The following is a 14,702-nucleotide window of genomic DNA, read 5'->3' as shown; positions in this document are numbered from 1 at the left end:
GCACGACCAGTTAATGCAAGGTTATTGATTCTTATGATTTTATTTTAACTGTCTCTTTTGTCGTAGAAATCCGGTGATGGCTCTCTGGTCTTGATTGAAAAATGCAAAAAAGAAAAATGACAAATTGCTGGTTTCGTAAACAATTGCCTTTTAATATGGCTAAACACTGGATATACTCACAGTGAACTGTATAAAAAGACAGGGTAACTCATGAAACCATTAACACCGCGCCAACAAGAAGTCTTTGATCTTATCAAAGCAAAAATTGAAGATTCAGGAATGCCACCAACGCGAGCAGAAATTGCCCGTGAACTCGGCTTCCGTTCAGCAAATGCCGCTGAAGAACATTTAAAAGCGCTGGCTCGTAAAGGCGTATTAGAGATTGTTCCAGGAGCATCTCGTGGTATTCGCCTTTTGGTTGGTGCTAACGATAGCGATGTGGAAGAGTCTGGCTTACCTCTTATTGGTCAAGTCGCAGCTGGTGAGCCGATTTTGGCTCAAGAGCATGTCGAATGTCATTATGATGTCGATCCAACGTTGTTTAAACCTCGTGCTGATTTTTTACTGCGTGTGAACGGTATGAGTATGAAAAATATTGGTATTATGGATGGCGATCTTCTTGCTGTGCATAAAACTCAAGATGTGCGTAATGGCCAAGTTGTCGTTGCCCGTGTGGATGATGACGTTACGGTGAAGCGTCTTGATAAACAAGGGCGCAAAGTACTGCTGCATGCTGAAAACGAAGAATTTGATCCAATCGTAGTTGATTTAGAACATCAACAATTGGCGATTGAAGGTATTGCGGTTGGTGTGATTCGTAACGCGGATTGGATGTAATTCAGTCCCATCATCGAGTGACCTGTATGATAAGCGTAGAGTTTTGGCTCTGCGCTTTTTTTGTTTTTATTAATTCTCTGCATAATTTGCTTTGCAAAAGATAATGAGAGTTATTATCATCTTTATCTGTCTACTGGGAGATAGGTCAAGATGGTAAAGTCTACCCGCTATAAAATTCCAGCCGATTTATTGCAACCTCTATGGCTGAGAAGTTTGGAGAGCTTAGCTGATGATGGGCTCATTTACGATCCTGTTGCTGCGCAAGCTTGCCGACAATGTCAGTTAGTTCCCGACTGTGTCAATCAACATATTCCTGCTCGTCAGTTACTGCACGCAACGTTAACTGCGCAGTGTGATCGTCTAGTACAAGATTTTTTACGTCGTCATCCAAGTGGATTAGTGGTGAATGTTGGGGCAGGGCTTGATACGCGCTTTTATCGCTTAGATAACGGTCGGTGTCGTTGGTTTGAGCTTGATACTGATGAAAACCTATTGTGGCGTGAAAAGCTGTTTCATCGAAGTGAACGCTATACTTTGCAACAAGGCTCGGTAGTCGAACTCAGTTGGTTAAAGGCGCTTCCTCTTAAACAGGGAACACCAACTTTATTACTCTGTGATCAAGCTTTATTACAATGCAGTGAACAACAAGTCGCGCAGTTTATTCAGCATGTGGCGTGTCGATTAGGTCATATTGAAGCTTGTTTGGTGGTTGCAGGGGATCAGACTACAACCAATGTGGCGCAAAAGTTGGGAACGGTTACCTATCAACACGGTTTGCGAGAGCCTGCACAACAGGTTATTAATTGGTTACCGTGGGCAGAATTGTTAGGCTGTTATAGTCCTCTCGATTACGGTTGTGCTCGTTGGCGTTATTGGCAGCGCTGGGTCGCAAAATGTACTCAGCTTAAGTATCGCCTCACTCCGGTTCTTATTCACTTACGAACCTAACTATATGCCATTTCTTAATATTAATTTTTTCTATTGGATAAAGCCTATGTCTCTATTTCATTAGGCTTTTTGTCATATATTCAATAAATTCCATATCTTAAATAGGGTTATTATTTGCCTTCCATCCTTTGCGTAATGTCACATTTCTGCCTAAGTTAAATGTAAAAGAAGTGTTAATTTAATATAAAAATAGATGCACTTCCCTTGTTTGTAGTCAGGATGACCAAGGAGGATCAGGAGGATGATAAAGCCACTGATCATTGCGCTATTCGCCGGATTATTCTCGCTCTCTAGTCGGGCAGAGACATCGATGCCGCTCAATATGACGCAAGGGGTGACCCAAATAAGCCAAGAAGTTTATCACTTACATATGACGATATTTTACATCTGTGTTGTGATTGGGGTGATTGTTTTTGGTGTGATGTTTTGGGCGATTTTGCACCATCGTAAATCAAAAGGTGCGGTGGCTGCTAAGTTTCATGAAAGCACTAAGGTCGAGATTATTTGGACCTTGATTCCCTTCCTAATTTTAATCGGTATGGCCATTCCAGCCACGAAAACCTTGTTAGCCATGGAAGATACCACCAAGCCTGATCTCACTATTCAAGTAACGGGGTCGCAGTGGAAATGGCACTACCGCTATTTTGACCACGATGTTGAATTCTTCTCTCTACTCGCGACGTCAAATCAGCAAATTTATGATCAAAGACCTAAGCGCAACAATTATCTGCTGGAAGTGGATCGTCCCTTAGTTCTTCCTGTGGGGCAGAAAGTGCGTTTTTTGATTACTTCGCAAGATGTGATCCATTCTTGGTGGGTTCCTGCTTTTGCAGTAAAAAAAGATGCTAATCCTGGGTTTATTAATGAAGCTTGGACGCTGATCGATAAGCCAGGCATCTACCGTGGTCAATGTGCTGAACTGTGTGGTAAGGACCATGGCTTTATGCCGATTGTAGTGATTGCGAAAGAGCCGCAAGAATATCAAACATGGCTTGAACAGACCCAGATCGCGCAAAAACAAGCGTATGAAGAAGAGCAAAAATTATTGGCGATGGAGATGCCTCTAGATGAGCTGATGGCTTTGGGTGAAAAAACCTATTTAAGTCGCTGCGCTATGTGTCATCAGCCCGATGGCAAAGGCATTGATGGGGTTTTTCCTGCGCTCGCTGGAGAAGGGATCTCCATCGATAGCAGCAAGCGACTTGAGCATATAGAAATTGTGGTTCATGGTCGTAAAGGTACAGCAATGCAAGCGTTTGGTGAGCAGTTGACGCTTCAAGAGCTTGCAGCGGTTGTGACCTATGAGCGGAATGCTTGGGGTAATGATACCAAAGAGACGGTACAAGCTGCGGATGTGCAAGCGGTGAAAAATGCACAAGACTTATAGGGATTGAGTTATGTCTGAGATTGTAAAACCGAACCAGCAAGAGCAAAACGAAACCGCGATTGAACTGAGTGCCGACCATCACCATGCTCCCGCAAAAGGATTAAAGCGGTGGTTATTGACAACTAATCACAAAGACATTGGCACCTTATATTTGCTGTTTAGCTTAACCATGTTTTTTGTGGGTGGTGCCATGGCGATGGTTATTCGAGCCGAATTATTTCAGCCCGGTTTGCAACTGGTCGAGCCCAACTTCTTTAATCAGATGACCACAGTTCATGGTTTAATTATGGTGTTTGGTGCGGTAATGCCAGCTTTTACTGGGTTAGCAAATTGGATGGTGCCTTTGATGATAGGGGCACCAGATATGGCTCTGCCTCGGATGAATAACTGGAGCTTTTGGATCTTACCATTTGCCTTTTCGTTACTGTTATTTTCGCTTTTTATGGAGGGCGGCGGGCCTAACTTTGGTTGGACGTTTTACGCGCCACTTTCGACAACTTACAGCCCTCCGAGTACTGGGTTATTCGTCTTTGCCATTCACATAATGGGGATCAGCTCCATAATGGGAGCCATTAATGTGATTGTTACCATTATGAATATGCGCGCCCCTGGTATGACGTATATGAAAATGCCCTTATTCGTGTGGACTTGGTTGATTACTGCGTTTTTACTGATTGCGGTAATGCCCGTACTTGCTGGGGCTGTGACCATGGTGTTGACGGATAAATACTTTGGCACCAGCTTTTTTGATGCCGCAGGTGGTGGCGATCCAGTAATGTTTCAGCACATCTTTTGGTTTTTTGGTCACCCAGAAGTCTACATCATGATTTTACCAAGTTTTGGGATTATCTCAGCCATTGTGCCTGCCTTTTCTCGTAAACCTTTGTTCGGTTATAGCTCCATGGTGTATGCCACAGCTTCCATTGCAGGCCTGAGCTTTTTGGTGTGGGCTCACCATATGTTTACCACGGGAATGCCTGTGGCCGCTGAATTGTTCTTTATGTATTGCACCATGTTGATATCGGTCCCAACTGGAGTCAAAGTTTTCAACTGGGTGGCAACCATGTGGCGAGGCTCGATTACTTTTGAAGTACCAATGCTTTTTGCTATTGCTTTTATTGTGCTGTTTACCATTGGTGGCTTCTCAGGTTTGATGCTCGCCATAACACCTGCTGATTTTCAATATCATGATACTTATTTTGTGGTGGCGCATTTCCACTATGTTCTTGTCTCTGGTGCCATCTTTTCCATTATGGCAGCCGCTTATTATTGGCTCCCTAAATGGACCGGACATATGTTCGATGAACGATTGGCTAAATGGCATTTTTGGTGCTCACTGATTTCGGTCAATATCCTCTTTTTCCCGATGCATTTTTTAGGCTTGGCAGGTATGCCGCGTCGTATTCCCGATTACGCTTTGCAGTTTGCTGATATCAATGCAGTAGTCAGTATCGGAGGTTTCTTATTTGGTTTATCACAATTGCTGTTTGTGGCGGTGGTGATCAAATGTATACGTGGCGGCGAACCAGCAGGAGCCAAACCATGGGAAGGGGCGACAGGGTTAGAATGGACTGTACCTTCGCCAGCCCCGCACCATACTTTTAGTACGCCACCCAAAATTGATTAAGGTGAGCTTATGGCCAAACAACATTTGCGAACATCACTCAAATTGGGGCTTGCCGCTTGTGCCATGTTTGGCTTTGCCTTTGCTTTAGTACCGTTATATGACGTGTTTTGCGATATCACAGGAATTAATGGCAAAACATCGGGAGAACAAGCCCAGCAAAGCCTGCAAATAGATACCAGCCGTGAAGTTACCGTTGAATTTGTTGCTTATATTTCGCCAGGTTTGCAGTGGGAATTTGTACCTGAGGTCAATCAGATCACCGTCCACCCTGGAGCGAATACGTTAGTGAAGTATCGAGCAAGAAATCTCAACACTCAACAGGTTGTAGGACAAGCTATTCCTTCCGTTTCCCCCGGATTGGCCGCGCAATATCTCAATAAGGTGGAATGTTTCTGTTTCAATCGTCAGCCCTTAGCGGGGGGAGAAAGTGCAGAATTACCTTTGCTATTTTATGTTGATCCTAAGCTACCCGATTCCATTTCGACGCTCACCTTAGCTTATACCTTGTTTGAGATGAAAGGTGAGGAAAACACTAAGACTGCACTATCTAAAAACGCTACTAATCAAGTCGTTTCGTTACCCTTGACTATCGCCCGTAATCAATGAGGTTTACTTATGGATAAGTCACCACAGCAACCATCTTATTATGTTCCTGATTCGAGTATCTGGCCTATTGTTGGTGCCGTTGCTCTGTTTTTGATCGCGCTTGGTGCAGGGACTACGGTTGGCAATCTCTTGGCTGGTAATGGACCGTGGATACTGCTTACCGGGCTGGGTATTTTGCTGATCATGCTGTTTGGTTGGTTTCGTGATGTGATTATTGAGTCGAGGCAAGGGCTTTATAGTTCGCAATTAGATCGCTCATTTCGCCAAGGTATGAGCTGGTTTATCTTTTCTGAAGTGATGTTTTTCGTGGCCTTTTTTGGGGCTCTTTTCTATGCCCGAATGATAGCTGTTCCTTGGTTAGGGGGAGCCAGTAACAATGCGATGACTCACGCTGTATTGTGGCCAGATTTTGTTGCGATATGGCCGCTAGAAACCACACCAGATGGCCGTACAACTCAAGCAATGGGACCTCTGGGTTTGCCACTTTATAACACGCTTATTCTTCTGACTTCCTCGGTCACTATTCATATTGCTCATATGGCAATGGAACAAAACAGACGCCCCCGAGTGATCCTATTTTTGTTGCTTACTGTTTTACTTGGTGCTCTGTTTGTTTATTTACAAGGGGTGGAATATCTTCATGCTTATCAAGAGATGGGGTTAACTCTTGATGCGGGAATTTATGGTAATACCTTCTTTATGCTAACTGGTTTTCATGGGTTGCATGTCACGCTAGGTGCCGTATTGCTGTTTATTGTCTGGTGTCGCGTCATGATGGGGCATTTTAGTGCGCACAAGCATTTTGCTTTCCAAGCTGGGGTTTGGTACTGGCATTTTGTTGATGTGGTTTGGCTTTGTCTTTTTGTGTTTGTTTATATTTTATAGCGCTTAGTAAGGACGCGGATTTGGGGTAATCCAACCAAGTGCAAGCGCAAGGATAATACCAACCAGAAGTAATACAGATAAAGCGACACGCCATCCTAACGTTTTACTCATGGCTTGTTGTGATTGAGGATTAAGAAGTCGAGGTAAAGCACGAAACAGATTGAACACAGTAAATAGTAACAGCGCAATAAGAACAATCTTAATGATCATTATTGTCCTCTCTATTGAGATGGGGTGATGACTTTAAGCCTAGACGCTTGCATAGGAGGGAGCAAGATGAAGCGAATAAGCTTTTTGCTGTTTACCTTATTGATGGTAGCGCTCTGTTTGCGTTTAAGCTGGTGGCAAGTCGAACGAGCACAAGAAAAATCACAACGACAAGTGATGCTGGAGCGTCGTAGCGAACAAACCTATCACCATATTAATAGTTTGCCCAAGGATCCGCGTTGGTATCAATTAAATGTGATGGGGCAATTTGATCAGCAACATGCAATCTTATTAGATAATCAGATCCATCAAGGACGAGTGGGCTATCAAGTTTTACTGCCTTTTGTCAGTCAACAGCGTCTTTTCCTAGTTAATTTAGGTTGGCTTGCCGCTCCCCGTTACCGGGAACAACTGCCGCCCATCCCTCATTATTTTTTACCTATTCGGTTAACTGGATTGATTGATATTCCTCAGTCGTTATTACAACTAGGCGAGCAAGTTGATGAGCTAGAAGAGCTGATTCAAGAGCCCAATTCTCTGCAGCAACAAGTATTGCGGGTACAAAATCTAAATCTTGAGCAGCTGGCACAAAAACTGCAAAAACCGTTAGAGCCTTGGATTTTGCAATTAGACCCAAATCATCAACTGGCCTTACAACAACATTGGCAGGCCGTCGTGATGGGGCCTCAGAAACATTACGCTTATGCGCTGCAGTGGGGGTTAATTGCCGTGGCAATATTACTGTTAAGTCTATGGTGGCAAAGGAGAGTCAAACATGGCCAAACAGCGTAAATCTTACCTTTCTATCTTTGGACTCATTATGGCTTTTCTGCTGCCTATTGCGTTGGCAAAAGTCATGTTAGAAAAAAAATGGTATCAAGGCGGGGTCACCAACAAGGGCTCTTTAGTTGCCCAGCCGATAACCATTCCTCAATTACAACAAGATGCCCGTTGGCAACTGATCTATTTATTACCCAATGAGTGTCAGCAAGCGTGTTTAGGAGCTTTGTTTACGTTGCAGCAAGTTCCACAAGCGATAGGGCCTGAGCGTGATCGGGTGATCAGCAAAGTCTATGTTTCACGTGAAACATCATTAGCTGACATTAACCAGAAGATTAAACTCAGCGAATTATTTCAAACTCAAAATTTGCAGAACTATCAGTTTTCTGTGTTACCGAGTTTCCCCAAATTAGAACAGGCATTGAGCCAATTGCAGTTTGCTGGCATTGGCCTGTATCTGATAGATCCGCTCGGTAACATTATGATGGCGTATCCGCTGGCCTCGGAGAAAACAGCGATTTTGGCGCAAGGAAAAGACGTATTGCGAGATTTAAAACGACTGCTTAAGGTGTCGAAAATTGGCTAAGGAGGGCTGATGACTGGTTCTCATGTCCATCAGATATGGTTATCTCGTTTCATTGTTGCGACCTTTATTTTTTCCATTGTTGTGGTGGGGCTTGGTGCATTTACTCGCCTTACTGAATCAGGGTTAGGTTGCCCTGATTGGCCCGGTTGTTATGGTTTTCTTGCGGTACCTAGCAACAGTGATGAGTTGCGACAAGCACAACAACTGTATCCAGAGCAACCTGTTGAAGCGAGTAAAGCCTGGTATGAAATGGTCCATCGTTATGTTGCAGGCACCTTGGGTGTTTTGATTTTATTACTCAATATTCTTGCTTGGCGTTGGCAAACAAAAGAGCCGTTATTACCAAAACTGTTACTACTTCTGGTGTTGTTTCAAAGTGCGCTTGGGATGTGGACTGTCACCCTAAATTTGATGCCGATAGTAGTTATGGGGCATCTATTAGGGGGCTTTACTTTGGTTTCTCTGCTCTGGCTCTGGCATCAGAAACGCCATACTGAGGTGGTTCAAACCTTGCCCGCTGATAAGACTCGATTATTACAAGGTTACTTAGGTTTATTGCTGGTGATTGTGATTGGACAAATTGCATTAGGTGGTTGGACTGCCGCCAATTACGCCGCATTAGTTTGTACCTCTTTGCCGATTTGCCAAGTGAACTGGGTCGGTCAATTTGAACTGTCAGCCTTTGATCCCATTCCATACCCTGCTAGTAGTTATCAATATGGCATTTTGGATTATGGGCAGCGCGTTTCGATTCATGTCGCACACCGGATAGGGGCAATAGTAACAGCAATTGTTACTATCGGGGCGGTGATTTGGCTCTGGCAATGGCGTCATCTACGTTTACTCAGTTATGGCTTAAGTACTGTGTTGCTACTGCAAGTAGGGTTAGGAATCACCAATGTTGTTGCTTCTTTACCCTTAAGTGTTGCTGTGGCGCACAATGTAATGGGATTGACTCTACTGCTTGTGGTTATCAAAGCAAATTACCAAGTTTGGCTCTGTCGTCGGGCAGACTCTTATCACACGCTCCACTCCATGGAAGGAGGCATCAATGGCTAAATTATTGTCTGTTGCAACAACTTCATCTCGTCCTCGCGTTGCTGTGTGGCAAGACTATTTAACCATGACTAAACCGAAAGTGGTTGCTATGTTAGTGCTCACCGCATTAGTGGGAATGTGTCTTGCCGTACCCGGTTTACCACCATGGAAAAACCTAGTGCTTGGTCTGCTGGGTATTGGTTTGCAATCTTCAGCAGCTGCTGCATTTAATCATGTTTTAGATCGCCGCTTTGATGCCAAAATGGCGCGAACCTATCACCGCCCACTGGCAAAAGGGCGTATTGAGACTTGGAAGGCAGTGCTATTTGCCACAACGCTAATGGTCAGTGGATTTTACTGTCTTTGGCTACTTAACGCCTTAACTGCTTGGCTAACTTTTGCTAGTTTAGTGGGCTACGCTTTGGTTTATACCGTTTGGCTTAAACACGCAACGCCACAAAATATTGTTATTGGTGGCATTGCAGGTGCTGCGCCACCACTGCTAGGTTGGACGGCGATTACGGGCTCTGTTGATCCGCATGCTTTGCTGTTGGTGATGTTAATTTTCACTTGGACGCCACCGCATTTTTGGGCTTTAGCCATTCACCGCCGAGATGATTATGCTAAAGCCGAGATCCCTATGTTGCCAGTGACTCATGGTATTGAGTTTACTAAGACCATGGTGTTGCTCTATACCGTTATTTTGTTTGCCGTTGGTTTATTACCTTGGCTAACGGGCATGTGTGGTTGGGTATATCTGTTGGCCAGTAGCGTGCTCAATCTTGGCTTTGTTGGATATGCGTTAAAGCTTAAATTTGCCGACAGTGAAGGTCATGCATGGGCAACATTTAAGTATTCAATTTGGCATTTATTAGCCCTTTTTGTGGTGTTACTGCTGGATCATTGGTTAAGTGTGTAGCCGTTTCACGCAAAGCGTAAGTTATCTTCTTTTGTTCTGTTAGGCCTCTAGGTACACTGGTTTTCTTTTCTGATCTCAATTGATAAAAGAATGGCGAGTTTGCCAACTAAAGAGGTGTGTGTGCTTGCGGCATTAAAAGATAAATCTCTCCACTACCAAGTGTTTGCTTTAGCACTGCCGATGGTGCTTTCTAATATTACGGTACCATTGTTGGGCCTTGTTGATGCGGCGGTTATTGGACATCTAGAACATGCTTGGTATTTAGGTGGGGTTGCCGTAGGTGGCACCATGATCAATGTGACGTTCTGGTTGTTAGGTTTTTTACGTATGGCAACCACAGGGATTAATGCGCAAGCCGTTGGTCGCCAAGATAGATCAGGTCAAGCGACCATCTTTGTTCAGGGGATTGGGTTAGCTTGGTTATTGGCTTTACTCTTAATTGTGTTCCATCAGCCCGTTAGCCAACTTATTTTCCATTTCAGTGATGCTAGTGCGCAAGTTAAAGAGTATGCCGGGCAATATTTTTCTATTCGTATTTGGGGCGCACCTGCAGCATTAGCCAATTTGGTGATCATGGGATGGCTGTTGGGGGCCCAAAATGCTCGTGCACCGATGTGGTTATTGATTGTTACCAACCTCGTTAATATTGTCCTCGATGTGTTCTTTGTCTTAGGGCTGCATTGGAAGGTGCAAGGTGCAGCAAGTGCTTCTGTCATCGCCGATTATAGTGGCATGTTCTTGGGATTCTATTTTGTTGCTCGCCAGTGGCAACAGCAGCAATTACCACCGTTAAAAGAAAAACTCAGCGCATTACGTCATGGCATGGGGCGTTTACTCAAACTCAATCGAGATATCTTTTTACGTAGCTTATGTTTACAAGCCGCTTTTACTTTTATGACCTTTCAAGGGGCAACGCTGGGCGATAATGTAGTAGCAGCCAATGCGGTACTGATGAGTTTTTTAATGTTGGTCTCTTATGCGATGGATGGTTTTGCTTATGCCATGGAAGCGTTAGTCGGTAAGGCAGTGGGAGCCAAGGATAAACAAGAGCTTGGTCGTTATTTAACGGGAACCACATTTTGGAGCTTGGTGATCTCACTGTTACTGACTTTGGCTTTTGTCTGTTTTGGGTCATCGATTATTAATCTGATCTCTAGCATTCCTCAGGTTCAACAACAGGCTGCTATTTATCTTCCTTGGCTTGCTGCTGTACCGCTGGTTTCGATGTGGTGTTTTCTATTAGATGGCATCTTTGTTGGAGCGACACGAGGTCGTGAAATGCGCAATAGTATGTTTGTCGCTATTTGCACATTTTTTGTGGTGTGGTGGGCGCTATCTAGCTACGGAAATCATGCACTTTGGGCTGCGATGTTAGCCTTTATGGCGATGCGAGGTCTGACTCTTGCCGTGGTTTTTGCTTATCAATGGCGGAAAAATATCTTTCTATCACTGTCCTGAATAAACAAGTAGTTATAGATGGATCGCATAAATTTACAACAAAAAGAGCAAAAAACACTATCTATCTGAAGGGCGTTTTGGTTAAAATGCGCTCAAGTTTTGCACAGGTGGAAGAGATGAGAAAAGCGTTTTTATTACTTTTTGTCCTCTTAATGAGTGTCAGTTTTACCTCGACAGCGTATGCGAGTAAAGCCCGTAAAATGACAGTGACGGCGACAGCCTATAACTCAGTACGAGCACAAACTAACTCAAATCCCAGCATTGCAGCATGGGGCGATAGATTAAAGCCAGGCATGAAAGCCATTGCTGTATCACGAGATTTATTAGGGAAAGGACTAAAGCGAGGAACGAAAGTCAAAATCTCTGGGTTACCCGGTGAATATGTGGTGCTAGATAAAATGCATCACCGCTGGCGCAATAAAATCGATATTTATATGGGAAAAGATATTCGGGCTGCTAAGCAGTGGGGACGACGAAAAGTCACCTTAACCGTTCTGTAGATATCGACAGTAAATAATCACGATAAAAAAACCGCAATCTCATCAGATATTGCGGTTTTTTTTATGATGGTCATTCTTAACTGAATTAGTAGTAAGAGTGATCACCACGAGCGTGTTCGGTTACATCACGAACGGCGTTTAGCTCACCTTCAAATTGAGCTAATAGTTCTTTTTCAATGCCTTCTTTTAGCGTGACATCAACCATAGAACAACCGTTACAACCGCCACCAAATTGAATGACAGCGATGCCATCTTCAGTGATCTCAATTAGAGAGATGTGACCGCCATGGCCTGCAAGTTGAGGGTTTACTTGGGTTTGGATTACGTAATCTACGCGTTCCATAAGTGGAGCATCATCAGCTACTTTACGCACTTTAGCATTCGGAGCTTTAAGTGTTAGCTGAGAACCCATTTTATCGGTAACAAAATCGATCTGCGCATCTGTTAGGAATGGCAAGCTTAGCTCGTCAACAAAAGCGGAGAACAAATCGAACTTAATTTCAGTATCGTTAGCTTCTACTGCTTCTGGTGGGCAGTAAGAAACACCACATTCCGCATTAGGCGTACCTGGGTTAACTACGAATACTCGAATATTGGTGCCCTCAGGTTGTTGAGCTAGCAGTTTGCCAAAGTGCTCCTGAGCGCTGGCAGAAATAGTGATCATTGACACGACGTAATACCCGACTTATTTAGTAAGATTTAGCTATTGTACTATTGAATCGCTTTTCTATCACCATCTAATAGTATCATCTATGATTTAACCCCAGTTTTGTCCGATTTGCGAGGAGAAACTTGAAATTGTGTTACTGGGGTATAACTCAAAGCGTACACATCGATCCGTTCTATATGAGATGGTAATAAGCTGATGAGTTCTTTTAAGGTACTTCCTGTGGTAACAACATCGTCGACCAGTGCAATATGGGGTGGCAGTTGCTTTGCTTGTAATTGAAATGCCCCTTTTAAATTTTGCTGTCGTTCAGAACGCTTAAGCTTCTTTTGTGGTGGTGTATGACGAGTACGGATGAAACCATGAGATAGACATTCGCTATTTAGCGCTTCAGCTAAAGACCAAGCCAGCAGCGTACTTTGGTTAAACCCTCGTTGCCAAAGTCGATAACGGTGCAGTGGTACTGGTAGTAACACAGGTGCTGGTTGCTCAATTTGTTGTGCCAACCACTGGGCTAAAGGTGCTGCAAGATAAAATTGGCGTTGGAATTTAAATTGGTGTACGACTTGCTTAAGGGGAAATTGATGAAGACCAAGGCGATAAAAATGATGCCAAGGGGGTGGGGACACTAAGCATCGGCCACAAATCAATGTCGATGCTGATTGGGTTAATGTAGCCCCACAACGCTGGCAATAATGCAATTGCTCGATATGACGGCGACAGTTATCACACCATAACTGTTGTCCGGAACTTAACGGTAAGCGACATAATCGGCAGTGCCAAGCCAAAATTGATTCTGGGTTGAGCTTAGATAGAATGGAGTGCCACATCATCAATTACCGTTTATAAATAAGGAACCAGCTTACATGGCAGCAGAGTTATTTTGGCACACTCAAGGGCAAGGACCTGATTTGGTTCTCATTCATGGCTGGGGAATGAACAGTGCGGTATGGCAACCTGTGATGCCGCTCTTAACGTCGCATTTTACGGTGCATTGTTGTGACCTTCCCGGTTACGGTGAGAGTACATTGCCTTCTGCATCTAGCCTTACTGAAATTGCCAAGCAGGTGTATCAATCAGCTCCAGTTGAGCAAGCCGCTTGGCTTGGTTGGTCACTAGGTGGATTGATTGCCACCGACATTGCCTTGAAAGCTCCGGAGCGAGTGAGTCATCTTATTACGGTTGCCAGTTCTCCTTGTTTTGCTGCTTCTGAAAATTGGAAAGGAATTAAGCCTGCGGTGTTACAAGCGTTTATGGCGCAATTAGAACTTGATTTTCAGCCTACCATTGAACGTTTTATGGCATTACAGGCTATGGGCAGCCCGAGTGCACGACAAGATATTAAACAAGTAAAACAAGCGGTACTGGCCAAGCCTCAACCGCAATTAGCCGCGTTACAGATTGGATTACAGTTATTAGCTGAGCAGGATTTACGACCACAACTGGGAGCTATTTGCCAACCTTGGTTGCGTTTGTATGGTCGCTTAGACGGTTTGGTTCCAGTGAAAACGTGTACTGAAATGGAGCGACTGGCACCACAATCTCAAGCGGTTGTGTTTGAGCAAGCTTCTCACGCCCCTTTTATTTCTCATCCCGAGCAGTTTATCGATCCGTTATTGGCATTTTGCCATCCATAATTAATAGCTAATAAACGTAATTTAAAGCTCAATTTTTGTTCAGTCTTGCCGATAGTATCGTTAGCCATAGTTCACTTTTTCTCTTTTCCCTAGGTTGGCATAGACTGAACATATGATTATTTCTCCTATTCAAGCTGGTACGCCGATCAGTTCGCCTTCGGTGAATCCTCCGACAGAACAAGCTGCGCGGGAAAATCGGGTGCGAGAAAAAATTGTGGCGACCACCGAGCCTACAGCTAACTTGCAAGAACGGGGTGTTCAAGGTGATGAGCGGGCTTATCGTTCGATAGCAGAAGAAGAGCGCCCGCCAATTGAGCAGCAAAAGCAGTGGGCTAAGCATCGGGGCTATCAACAACGGTTAGAAACCTTAGTTGCGGCACTGTCTGCCGATAGCTATTTAGCCGAGAGTGATCATGGCTATTCGATGCACATTAAGTTGCCACGAGAGTTATTGGAAAAGTTGGCGCAAATTAGTGAGGTGGAGCGAACGAAAGGGGTGATTAGCCATCATTATGCGCTTGCGACTGTGCCCAATCCGCCTAATGCAATGTTGGTGAAAATTTAGTCTTAGTTAATATCTAAAGAACGTTACGGTAATAAGAGTTAGAACAATAGTATCG

At 44.1% G+C, this 14,702-nt stretch carries 17 protein-coding genes; 14 read left to right on the top strand and 3 right to left on the bottom strand.

The genetic code is table 11. The features are described from left to right. Positions 1 to 210 precede the first annotated feature (210 nt). The 6 genes from lexA (at position 211) to WAX86_RS14590 (ending at position 6,290) form a co-directional block, all read left to right on the top strand. On the top strand, positions 211 to 837 hold the full coding sequence (lexA, locus tag WAX86_RS14615; RefSeq protein ID WP_005302475.1) for a transcriptional repressor LexA: 627 nt from the start codon (positions 211 to 213) through the stop codon (positions 835 to 837). Positions 838 to 987: 150 nt separating this feature from the next. Beyond that, complete coding sequence (locus WAX86_RS14610; protein WP_005302478.1) at positions 988 to 1,785, top strand: class I SAM-dependent methyltransferase; 798 nt, start codon at positions 988 to 990, stop codon at positions 1,783 to 1,785. 241 nt (positions 1,786 to 2,026) lie between these two features. Continuing rightward, positions 2,027 to 3,172 carry a cytochrome c oxidase subunit II gene (gene coxB / locus WAX86_RS14605; RefSeq protein WP_065172475.1) on the top strand — a complete coding sequence of 382 codons (1,146 nt, stop codon included), beginning with the start codon at positions 2,027 to 2,029 and terminating at the stop codon, positions 3,170 to 3,172. A 10-nt stretch (positions 3,173 to 3,182) separates the two neighbouring features. Further along, the gene (ctaD, locus tag WAX86_RS14600; protein WP_065172474.1) at positions 3,183 to 4,799 is read left to right on the top strand and encodes a cytochrome c oxidase subunit I; all 1,617 of its coding nucleotides are present in this window, start codon (positions 3,183 to 3,185) and stop codon (positions 4,797 to 4,799) included. Between the two features lie 9 nt (positions 4,800 to 4,808). After that, positions 4,809 to 5,405: a cytochrome c oxidase assembly protein gene (locus tag WAX86_RS14595; RefSeq protein ID WP_065172473.1), complete on the top strand. Its 597-nt coding sequence runs from the start codon at positions 4,809 to 4,811 to the stop codon at positions 5,403 to 5,405. A gap of 9 nt (positions 5,406 to 5,414) precedes the next feature. Continuing rightward, complete coding sequence (locus WAX86_RS14590; protein WP_341488951.1) at positions 5,415 to 6,290, top strand: cytochrome c oxidase subunit 3; 876 nt, start codon at positions 5,415 to 5,417, stop codon at positions 6,288 to 6,290. A 3-nt stretch (positions 6,291 to 6,293) separates the two neighbouring features. On the opposite strand, the gene WAX86_RS14585 is transcribed toward WAX86_RS14590, so the two are convergent. Then, complete coding sequence (locus WAX86_RS14585) at positions 6,294 to 6,500, bottom strand: DUF2909 domain-containing protein (RefSeq protein ID WP_148109295.1); 207 nt, start codon at positions 6,498 to 6,500, stop codon at positions 6,294 to 6,296. A 66-nt stretch (positions 6,501 to 6,566) separates the two neighbouring features. Here WAX86_RS14585 and WAX86_RS14580 point away from each other — a divergent pair, with 66 nt between their 5' ends. The 6 genes from WAX86_RS14580 (at position 6,567) to WAX86_RS14555 (ending at position 11,778) form a co-directional block, all read left to right on the top strand. Further along, a complete protein-coding gene (locus tag WAX86_RS14580) occupies positions 6,567 to 7,289 on the top strand; it encodes an SURF1 family protein (RefSeq protein WP_341488950.1) in 723 nt (240 codons plus the stop codon). Then, a complete protein-coding gene (locus tag WAX86_RS14575) occupies positions 7,273 to 7,863 on the top strand; it encodes a hypothetical protein (protein WP_065172469.1) in 591 nt (196 codons plus the stop codon). Before WAX86_RS14580 ends, WAX86_RS14575 begins: the two co-directional genes overlap by 17 nt. A 9-nt stretch (positions 7,864 to 7,872) precedes the next feature. Then, entirely contained in the window at positions 7,873 to 8,922 is a 1,050-nt protein-coding gene (locus WAX86_RS14570; RefSeq protein WP_341488949.1) for a COX15/CtaA family protein, read from the top strand. Continuing rightward, entirely contained in the window at positions 8,915 to 9,820 is a 906-nt protein-coding gene (gene cyoE, locus WAX86_RS14565; RefSeq protein WP_065172467.1) for a heme o synthase, read from the top strand. Before WAX86_RS14570 ends, cyoE begins: the two co-directional genes overlap by 8 nt. A gap of 120 nt (positions 9,821 to 9,940) precedes the next feature. Next, positions 9,941 to 11,278: an MATE family efflux transporter DinF gene (gene dinF / locus WAX86_RS14560; RefSeq protein ID WP_341489390.1), complete on the top strand. Its 1,338-nt coding sequence runs from the start codon at positions 9,941 to 9,943 to the stop codon at positions 11,276 to 11,278. A gap of 116 nt (positions 11,279 to 11,394) precedes the next feature. Beyond that, positions 11,395 to 11,778, top strand: a complete 384-nt coding sequence (locus tag WAX86_RS14555) for a 3D domain-containing protein (protein ID WP_036765226.1) — start codon at positions 11,395 to 11,397, stop codon at positions 11,776 to 11,778. A gap of 85 nt (positions 11,779 to 11,863) precedes the next feature. On the opposite strand, the gene nfuA is transcribed toward WAX86_RS14555, so the two are convergent. Continuing rightward, positions 11,864 to 12,442 (bottom strand): Fe-S biogenesis protein NfuA, encoded by a 579-nt coding sequence (gene nfuA, locus WAX86_RS14550; RefSeq protein ID WP_005302497.1) that lies wholly within the window; start codon positions 12,440 to 12,442, stop codon positions 11,864 to 11,866. 86 nt (positions 12,443 to 12,528) lie between these two features. Beyond that, positions 12,529 to 13,278, bottom strand: coding sequence for a ComF family protein (locus WAX86_RS14545; protein WP_341488948.1), 750 nt, complete (start codon positions 13,276 to 13,278; stop codon positions 12,529 to 12,531). Between the two features lie 33 nt (positions 13,279 to 13,311). On the opposite strand from WAX86_RS14545, the gene bioH reads away from it, so the two are divergent. Together bioH and WAX86_RS14535 are read left to right on the top strand one after the other, a co-directional pair. Next, complete coding sequence (gene bioH / locus WAX86_RS14540) at positions 13,312 to 14,082, top strand: pimeloyl-ACP methyl ester esterase BioH (protein WP_138241869.1); 771 nt, start codon at positions 13,312 to 13,314, stop codon at positions 14,080 to 14,082. 112 nt (positions 14,083 to 14,194) lie between these two features. Then, entirely contained in the window at positions 14,195 to 14,647 is a 453-nt protein-coding gene (locus tag WAX86_RS14535) for a hypothetical protein (protein ID WP_036764677.1), read from the top strand. The last annotated feature ends 55 nt before the right edge of the window (positions 14,648 to 14,702 follow it).

Source organism: Photobacterium damselae subsp. damselae (genome assembly GCF_038086725.1).
GTDB lineage: Bacteria > Pseudomonadota > Gammaproteobacteria > Enterobacterales > Vibrionaceae > Photobacterium > Photobacterium damselae.
This window is presented reverse-complemented; position numbering and strand designations above follow the sequence as displayed.

Coding starts and splice junctions, on each gene's coding strand:
- WAX86_RS14575 (WP_065172469.1), top strand. CDS start 7,273: ATGGCCAAACAGCGTAAATCTTACCTTTCTATCTTTGGACTCATTATG.
- nfuA (WP_005302497.1), bottom strand. CDS start 12,442: ATGATCACTATTTCTGCCAGCGCTCAGGAGCACTTTGGCAAACTGCTA.
- WAX86_RS14595 (WP_065172473.1), top strand. CDS start 4,809: ATGGCCAAACAACATTTGCGAACATCACTCAAATTGGGGCTTGCCGCT.
- WAX86_RS14610 (WP_005302478.1), top strand. CDS start 988: ATGGTAAAGTCTACCCGCTATAAAATTCCAGCCGATTTATTGCAACCT.
- WAX86_RS14590 (WP_341488951.1), top strand. CDS start 5,415: ATGGATAAGTCACCACAGCAACCATCTTATTATGTTCCTGATTCGAGT.
- bioH (WP_138241869.1), top strand. CDS start 13,312: ATGGCAGCAGAGTTATTTTGGCACACTCAAGGGCAAGGACCTGATTTG.
- lexA (WP_005302475.1), top strand. CDS start 211: ATGAAACCATTAACACCGCGCCAACAAGAAGTCTTTGATCTTATCAAA.
- WAX86_RS14585 (WP_148109295.1), bottom strand. CDS start 6,500: ATGATCATTAAGATTGTTCTTATTGCGCTGTTACTATTTACTGTGTTC.
- WAX86_RS14570 (WP_341488949.1), top strand. CDS start 7,873: ATGACTGGTTCTCATGTCCATCAGATATGGTTATCTCGTTTCATTGTT.
- ctaD (WP_065172474.1), top strand. CDS start 3,183: ATGTCTGAGATTGTAAAACCGAACCAGCAAGAGCAAAACGAAACCGCG.
- WAX86_RS14535 (WP_036764677.1), top strand. CDS start 14,195: ATGATTATTTCTCCTATTCAAGCTGGTACGCCGATCAGTTCGCCTTCG.
- WAX86_RS14580 (WP_341488950.1), top strand. CDS start 6,567: ATGAAGCGAATAAGCTTTTTGCTGTTTACCTTATTGATGGTAGCGCTC.
- WAX86_RS14555 (WP_036765226.1), top strand. CDS start 11,395: ATGAGAAAAGCGTTTTTATTACTTTTTGTCCTCTTAATGAGTGTCAGT.
- cyoE (WP_065172467.1), top strand. CDS start 8,915: ATGGCTAAATTATTGTCTGTTGCAACAACTTCATCTCGTCCTCGCGTT.
- coxB (WP_065172475.1), top strand. CDS start 2,027: ATGATAAAGCCACTGATCATTGCGCTATTCGCCGGATTATTCTCGCTC.
- WAX86_RS14545 (WP_341488948.1), bottom strand. CDS start 13,278: ATGATGTGGCACTCCATTCTATCTAAGCTCAACCCAGAATCAATTTTG.